Origin of the sequence: Idiomarina sp. UBA4206, from assembly GCF_002383015.1 — a bacterium.
Lineage (GTDB): Bacteria > Pseudomonadota > Gammaproteobacteria > Enterobacterales > Alteromonadaceae > Idiomarina > Idiomarina abyssalis.
The window spans coordinates 22,112-22,513 of the sequence record NZ_DFTS01000055.1 but is presented as its reverse complement, the minus strand read 5'-3'; the positions used below and the strand labels follow the sequence as shown (position 1 = coordinate 22,513).

The following is a 402-nucleotide window of genomic DNA, read 5'->3' as shown; positions in this document are numbered from 1 at the left end:
GCTGGAGGATGCTCGTGAGCAATAACAAAGCGAAACCGTCGTGGGCAAAGCGGCTACGAACCGCAGCGCTTTATATTGTGCTGTTCTCGGTAGTGGCGTTCGTGGTCGACGCCTTTCGTAATAGTGACGTGCCGGAGTCTGTGCCGGCCGAGCTGTCGTCATTAACAGACATAAACGGCGAGCAATATAACTTACGCGAAATGAGCAAGGACAGCCCCGTTGTACTGTATTTTTGGGCAACCTGGTGTCCTGTTTGCCCGGCGGTCTCTCCTACGGTTGATTACGTTGGTAGCCACTACCCGACCATTAGCGTGGCATTGCGCTCTGGCGACAACGACAAACTGACGCGCTACGCGCAGGCGAAAGGGTATGAGTTTCCTATTGTTAACGACAACCTCAACC

General features: G+C 53.7%; 1 protein-coding gene. It reads left to right on the top strand.

From position 1 onward, the window contains the following. Window positions 1-14: 14 nt before the first annotated feature. The coding region (locus B3180_RS11305) for a redoxin domain-containing protein (protein WP_286844584.1) at window positions 15-402 on the top strand (388 nt) is incomplete at its 3' end.